Origin of the sequence: Protofrankia sp. Cr1, from assembly GCF_963555865.1 — a bacterium.
Classification (GTDB): Bacteria; Actinomycetota; Actinomycetes; order Frankiales; family Frankiaceae; genus Protofrankia.
In genome coordinates this window covers 1-5,176 of sequence record NZ_CAUVXO010000376.1, presented here as the reverse complement: position 1 = coordinate 5,176, position 5,176 = coordinate 1, and the positions used below count along the sequence as shown (strand labels likewise).

At 67.7% G+C, this 5,176-nt stretch carries 6 protein-coding genes; all 6 read right to left on the bottom strand.

Features of this window, described 5'->3' with window-relative positions; genetic code table 11:
* A partial coding sequence (locus tag U9980_RS21715; protein ID WP_322769614.1) for a lantibiotic dehydratase family protein occupies positions 1-1,095 on the bottom strand: 1,095 nt, incomplete at its 3' end.
* Positions 1,096-1,172: 77 nt separating this feature from the next.
* A complete protein-coding gene (locus U9980_RS21710) occupies positions 1,173-1,367 on the bottom strand; it encodes an FxLD family lanthipeptide (protein ID WP_322769613.1) in 195 nt (64 codons plus the stop codon).
* Between the two features lie 124 nt (positions 1,368-1,491).
* On the bottom strand, positions 1,492-2,727 hold the full coding sequence (gene fxlM / locus U9980_RS21705) for a methyltransferase, FxLD system (RefSeq protein ID WP_322769612.1): 1,236 nt from the start codon (positions 2,725-2,727) through the stop codon (positions 1,492-1,494).
* Positions 2,728-3,049: 322 nt separating this feature from the next.
* Complete coding sequence (locus U9980_RS21700; RefSeq protein ID WP_322769611.1) at positions 3,050-3,910, bottom strand: helix-turn-helix transcriptional regulator; 861 nt, start codon at positions 3,908-3,910, stop codon at positions 3,050-3,052.
* Positions 3,907-4,440 (bottom strand): DUF6879 family protein, encoded by a 534-nt coding sequence (locus tag U9980_RS21695; protein ID WP_322769610.1) that lies wholly within the window; start codon positions 4,438-4,440, stop codon positions 3,907-3,909. The genes U9980_RS21700 and U9980_RS21695 overlap by 4 nt, the downstream gene beginning before the upstream one ends.
* A gap of 13 nt (positions 4,441-4,453) precedes the next feature.
* Complete coding sequence (locus U9980_RS21690) at positions 4,454-4,648, bottom strand: hypothetical protein (protein WP_322769609.1); 195 nt, start codon at positions 4,646-4,648, stop codon at positions 4,454-4,456.
* Positions 4,649-5,176 lie beyond the last annotated feature (528 nt).

The window sequence follows — 5,176 nt, the reverse complement described above, 5'->3', positions numbered from 1 at the left end:
GAAGCGGGCATGGTAATCCAACCAGGCTGCGGAGCCGAACGGCCTCGTGGTCAGGCGCAGGAGGACGTCGGCCGCAGCTGCGGCCTCGTCCAGCACCTGGCGAGGAATGCCGATGCGCCCGTCAAGCCGCACGTCCACGGCCAGCGGATAGCCCGAGATCGAAGTCAGAGACCTCATCCGCCCGGCCACTTCGGCTCGGAGCGCGGCGCTCTTCGCCGTGTCGGCGCACGCGTTGTGCGCCCGGATCTGAGTGTTGATTCGCTCAAGCTCGTGTAGAACTGGCGCGACGCTGGGTAGTTGCTCGGCTCCAGCGGACACCAGAGCCTCGGTCAGATGCGCCACCGGGTCAACCGCGGTTGTCGCCGGGCGCAGGCTGGTGATCAGGAAGCCCCCATCGAGCAGCCCGTTCACCATCGAGCGAATGGTGTCCGGCGCGACGGCGGGGAACTGAGCAGCCAGCCTGGAGGCGAGCTCCGCGTATCCGACGGGTGAGGCGGCCATCTCCAGCGTCGCCCACACAGGCCGGGTCCAGCGCACAGACAGCTCCCGTGCCTGACCCGGCCGCTGGACACCGGGATCAGCCCGGCTGCTCACGATGAGCCGGCCGTCCCGGATGACCGCGGTGCTATCCGCCGTCACCGTCAGACGCTCCCGCACGAGCGGATCGAGCCGATGGGCCAGTGCCGCGACCCAGCCGGCATCCGCGCGTGCCACCGCGCGGTGCCCGCGGCCGAGGTGTCCGGCGGCCGGGCCGATGATGGCGGGGACGACTCCGGCGAAAAGGCCGAACGGCGTGACACGCCGCTGCCACCTCAGCAGATACGAGGCAGCGGACATCGCCACGCGGCGCCGTTTCCGTGCCTGGCCCGGTCGCGGGTTCGCCATAAGCTCGCCGATCCGCACGGCGAGATCCGGGCTGGCGATGGTCAGGGCCTCACGCGTGTCCTCGCGAGCCCACACCTTCGCCAACCAGGCCCAGCCCTCGTCCTCGACTGCCAGATCGGATACGTCCGCGACCGGCGGAGTCGGCAGGTCGCCTGGGTCCGTGGTCGAGCGAACCAGGACAAAACCGCGATGCTGGTATCTCCTGGTCATGGCGGCTCCTCGGACGCGGTTGCAACGGCCGCGCGGGGATCTGGCCAGGAGTACACCCGCGCGGCCCAGAGGCCATCTCAGGATGGGTCGTTGGAACTGGTGTTGCAGGCGCTGCCCTCGCAGGTGGACCCGCAGTTGTCGCTCGTGTCGCACATCATGACCACGAGCGGCGTTGTTGATTCGATCACACGCATGTCCAGCACAAAGTCGTCGTCGGAGAAGGCGTCCTCGGTGGTGAGTTGCGTGGCCGTGAGGGATGTCGGCGGTGCCATGACCTGCTCCTCTTACTCGCGAGTCATCCGGTGATGTCGGGTTATAGAAATGCCATGTTTGGCCGGTTTGGGTGTCGCTGGGAATTTCACCGACCAGCGGCAGGAAACGGGTATCCTGGCCCGTCTACGGCCAGGAGATGGTAACGATCCCGTGGTTCTTTCTGAAGACGCCGGTGGGTTCCCGCCGGGTCGGCGGAGTGGTTGGGGTTGGCCAGAACGTGAACGCCGACTCGGGCAGGTCCCGGCCGCGCTGGTCCCACTCCCGGATCTGGGTGACCAACGCCTCCGCCGCACCCTCGGCGTGCTGCCCGTAGGCCCGCGCGCCGAACTCGAACTCCACGTCACCCGACCGGCGCAGTGCCAGGCAGGCGAACGAGTCGCCCTGCACGCCGCCGTAGGGAAACCATGCCTTGCAAACGCCGTCGGCTGCCAGCTCGGTGCCGTCGCTGGCCGCGACTCGGCAGAAGCCGGGCAGGAACCCGGCAAGCCACAGGTGCAGGTCAGCGAACGACACGCCGTCCCCAATCCCGACGCCCGACCAGGCCATCACCGGCCCGGTGGCCAACGCACCGTCCAGCAGGCCCGGCTCGTCGGGTATCTGCTCGTCGAAGCGGAGCGCCACATGCCCGCCACGCGGATCAGGAAGGCTGAAGATCCGTTCCGCGCGGGCTCCTTCGCCCTGCATCTCGACGAACCCGCACACCTCGGCCGACGTGCTGACCAGGTGGTCGCCCTCTCGTCGGAGCGCGAGCGAGCGAGCGATCGTGTTCATCCGCAGCGGCAGCACCAACGTTCCACCGTCCGCGAGCTGGGCGAGCCAGGCAGGCGGGATGTCCCACGCCCCAGCGGTAACCACGATGGCGTCATAGCAGGCGTTGCTCGGCTCACCGCGCTCACCGTCCGCGGTTACGACCATGACACGGTCCTCGTATCCGGCCGCCTTCAGCGCGGCGCTGGCCCAGGCTGTCACCTCCGGGTCGATGTCCACGCTCACGACCAGGCCGTTTTCGCCGGTGACCTCCGCCAGCAGCGAGGCGTTATAGCCGCCGCCGCCGATCTCCAGCACGCGCATCCCCGGCGCGATCCCAGCCTGTGCGATCATGCGGGCCTGGAGCCACGGCGCACTGACCGACGACAGGTGCACCCCATTCTCGTCCCGCTTGGTAATCGGCGCCTTATCCACGCCGTAGGCGTCCTCCAATGACGTACCCGGTGGCACGAACACATGCCTCGGCACCGCGCGGAAGGCACGCTCAACCGCTGTGGACATGATCCGACCATCCGCGGCAAGCCCGTCCACCATCGCGGCGCGCAGTTCCGCCGCCAAGCCCGCGTCAGCCTCGCTGGCTGTATGAATCACGCACTCCTCCTGGGTATTGCGGGACACCGCGCCACGCGGTCACATAAAATTCCACCACCGTAGGCCGGCGTACAAAGGCGCGGGCTCTCGATAGACAACCGCGCAACACGTTCAGCGCCGTTGAACGCCTCCTTCCCAACGCATGTGGAGACCGAGCCGTGACAGTCGCCCGCCGGCTTGGACGGGCGTTCCGACGTGGTTGTGGCCGCAACCCGCGTCTCGGAGAGGAAGGGCCACCTGCTCTTCCAGCCGACCCGCCCGCCGCGCTCGGTTGCCAAGGATCACTTTAGTCTCAATCTCCATCTGAGGACAAGACTAGACATCAGTGGCTGCCGAGTCGGGTGATCTGCTCCTGGAGGAGCGCGGCGAGCTGGTCGCCCTCGACGGCCCCCCGACGCAGCCCCTCGAAGTGGGCGACGTACTCGGCCACTTCCTCAGCCGACCGTACGGTCACACCTCGCGTGACGGTCTCGGCGAGTACCAGGGCCTCATCGTCCACACCTGGCTCGCCCAGCACCGCGAAACCGTGGTACTGGTGCACCCGCTCCGGCCCGACGAACGGGATGACCCCCATCACGACGTTTGCTTGGACGGCCAGCTGCGCCAGGTGCTTGAGCTGTAGTCGCAGCACCCGCGGCGGGACGAGCTGGCGGTGCAGGGCGGTCTCGCCCATCAACAGCTGGAACTGTTTGCGATGGTCCGCAAGCACCGACTGCCGAGCTAGCCGCGCCTCGACCACTCCTTCACCCGGCTCGGCTACGGGGCCGACCCGTCGGCCCAGGCGGAACACCGCCTCGGCGTATGCGCGGATCTGTGCCAAGCCGACAACCACGTCCGGCGAGAAGACGCGTACGACAGATGCCGCGGCCTCAAGGCGCTGGATGTCCTCCTGCTTGCGACGCCGGCCTGGCGCGAGTTCACGTCGCCACTCAACGGCCTGGTGCGCAGCCTGCTCGGCGAGACGGACCAAATCGCCGCGGATGTCGGCGGTCGCCCTGGTGGCGACGCACCATGCCTCGACGTCGGCCGACGTTGGCATGGTGCGTCCGAGCTCAGTCTTGGACACCTTCGACTGCGACCAGCCCAAGATGCCCGCCAGCGCCGTGGTGGACATGCCGGCGTCGAAACGCAACGTTTGCAATCCGTCGGCGAGCCGCCGCCGGTCGGCGGGCGGGTGAGTCATGCAGGAGGCCGGAGCCCAGCGCGCTCTAGGTAGTCAGCGAGGGGCACGGCATGGCGGAGCGCGGTGTCACGCATCCGCCGGTAGGGCGCCGCGTCGGCGGCGCGCTCCGGCCGCAGGAAGAGGCCATCGCCGTCGTAATGCATCACGACGGCGATCTCGTCGTCGATCAGCCAGAAGTCCTGCCTCAGACCGTCAAGGTCGCGATGCGCGTGCCGGTCGGCAATGTAGATGTCCTCTCCCGCCCGCGCGTTGGCCTGATACCCATACAGTTCAAACTCGGAATAGTCCGACAACGGGTGATCCATGATATGTACGCGGTACCAGCGGTAGCCGTCTGCGACCGTCCTCTGTAGCCGGGCCAGCCAGGAGCTGGTCTCCGGGGTCGGCAACGGCAACGGCCGGCCGGCCTGCCACTCTCTGTACTCAGCAGCCTCCTGCTCGGTCAAGGTCAGGTACTGCGGGAGGGTCTCCAGCCGAAATGCGGACACCAGCGACCGCCGCACGATCTGGTCCAGCTCTTGCAGGTCCACGATCCCACCCGCCTCACAACCTCGCGTCACGAACAGTCTGCCGCCGCAGGCGGACAGCCACCTCACCAGGGCCGACCGGCACCGGCGACGGACTGTCCCGCACCACTCCTACGACGATGACGTGATCGGGATCGTCGTCGTCCACCCAGACGCCGGGACAGGTGAAGCCGTCCTTGCATTCCTCGGTAGCCAACTGTCGCAGCACCATGAGGCCATCCTCCGCTAGGCTAGTCGTGGCCTTATTCTCTCTGCTCGACTAGCCGGCTACAATACCCACCATCAGATGCGCTGGCGCCCACAGCGCTCGATCCGACGACCTGGGCCGCACCGCCACTCGTAACGATCTCGGCTAACTATTCAGCCGTGCAGCGGGCACTGGCGCTCGCTGACCACGCCTACCCACAGTTGGAAACCGCTATCTCCGTCAGGTCCGACGCCGATCAGCGGGACGGGTTCCGATCTCGCCGGGAAGGGACGGCCGCAGGACCGCCTCGCCACCTACCACTGGACTTCGCTGCGGGGCGCGCCACGTAGGATTTCCGGCCCTCACCGCCTACCGGACACCGCCGACGGGGGCCATACACTCCTCCCCTGCCAGCAGCGGAGGAGAGGGAGGTGAACAGTGTGAGTGATTAGGCAACCTTCGCGGCACATGGTTCAGGCAGGCTCGCTGCACGACTCCTGGCCAGCGAGCCTCGGAATGGTCCGTCCCGCATGACGTTCTGTTGGACCTACC

What these genes read in the sequence shown, in the direction of transcription:
- U9980_RS21710 (WP_322769613.1), bottom strand. Translation starts at nt 1,367, where the DNA reads ATGGCACCGCCGACATCCCTCACGGCCACGCAACTCACCACCGAGGAC.
- U9980_RS21700 (WP_322769611.1), bottom strand. Translation starts at nt 3,910, where the DNA reads ATGACTCACCCGCCCGCCGACCGGCGGCGGCTCGCCGACGGATTGCAA.
- U9980_RS21690 (WP_322769609.1), bottom strand. Translation starts at nt 4,648, where the DNA reads ATGGTGCTGCGACAGTTGGCTACCGAGGAATGCAAGGACGGCTTCACC.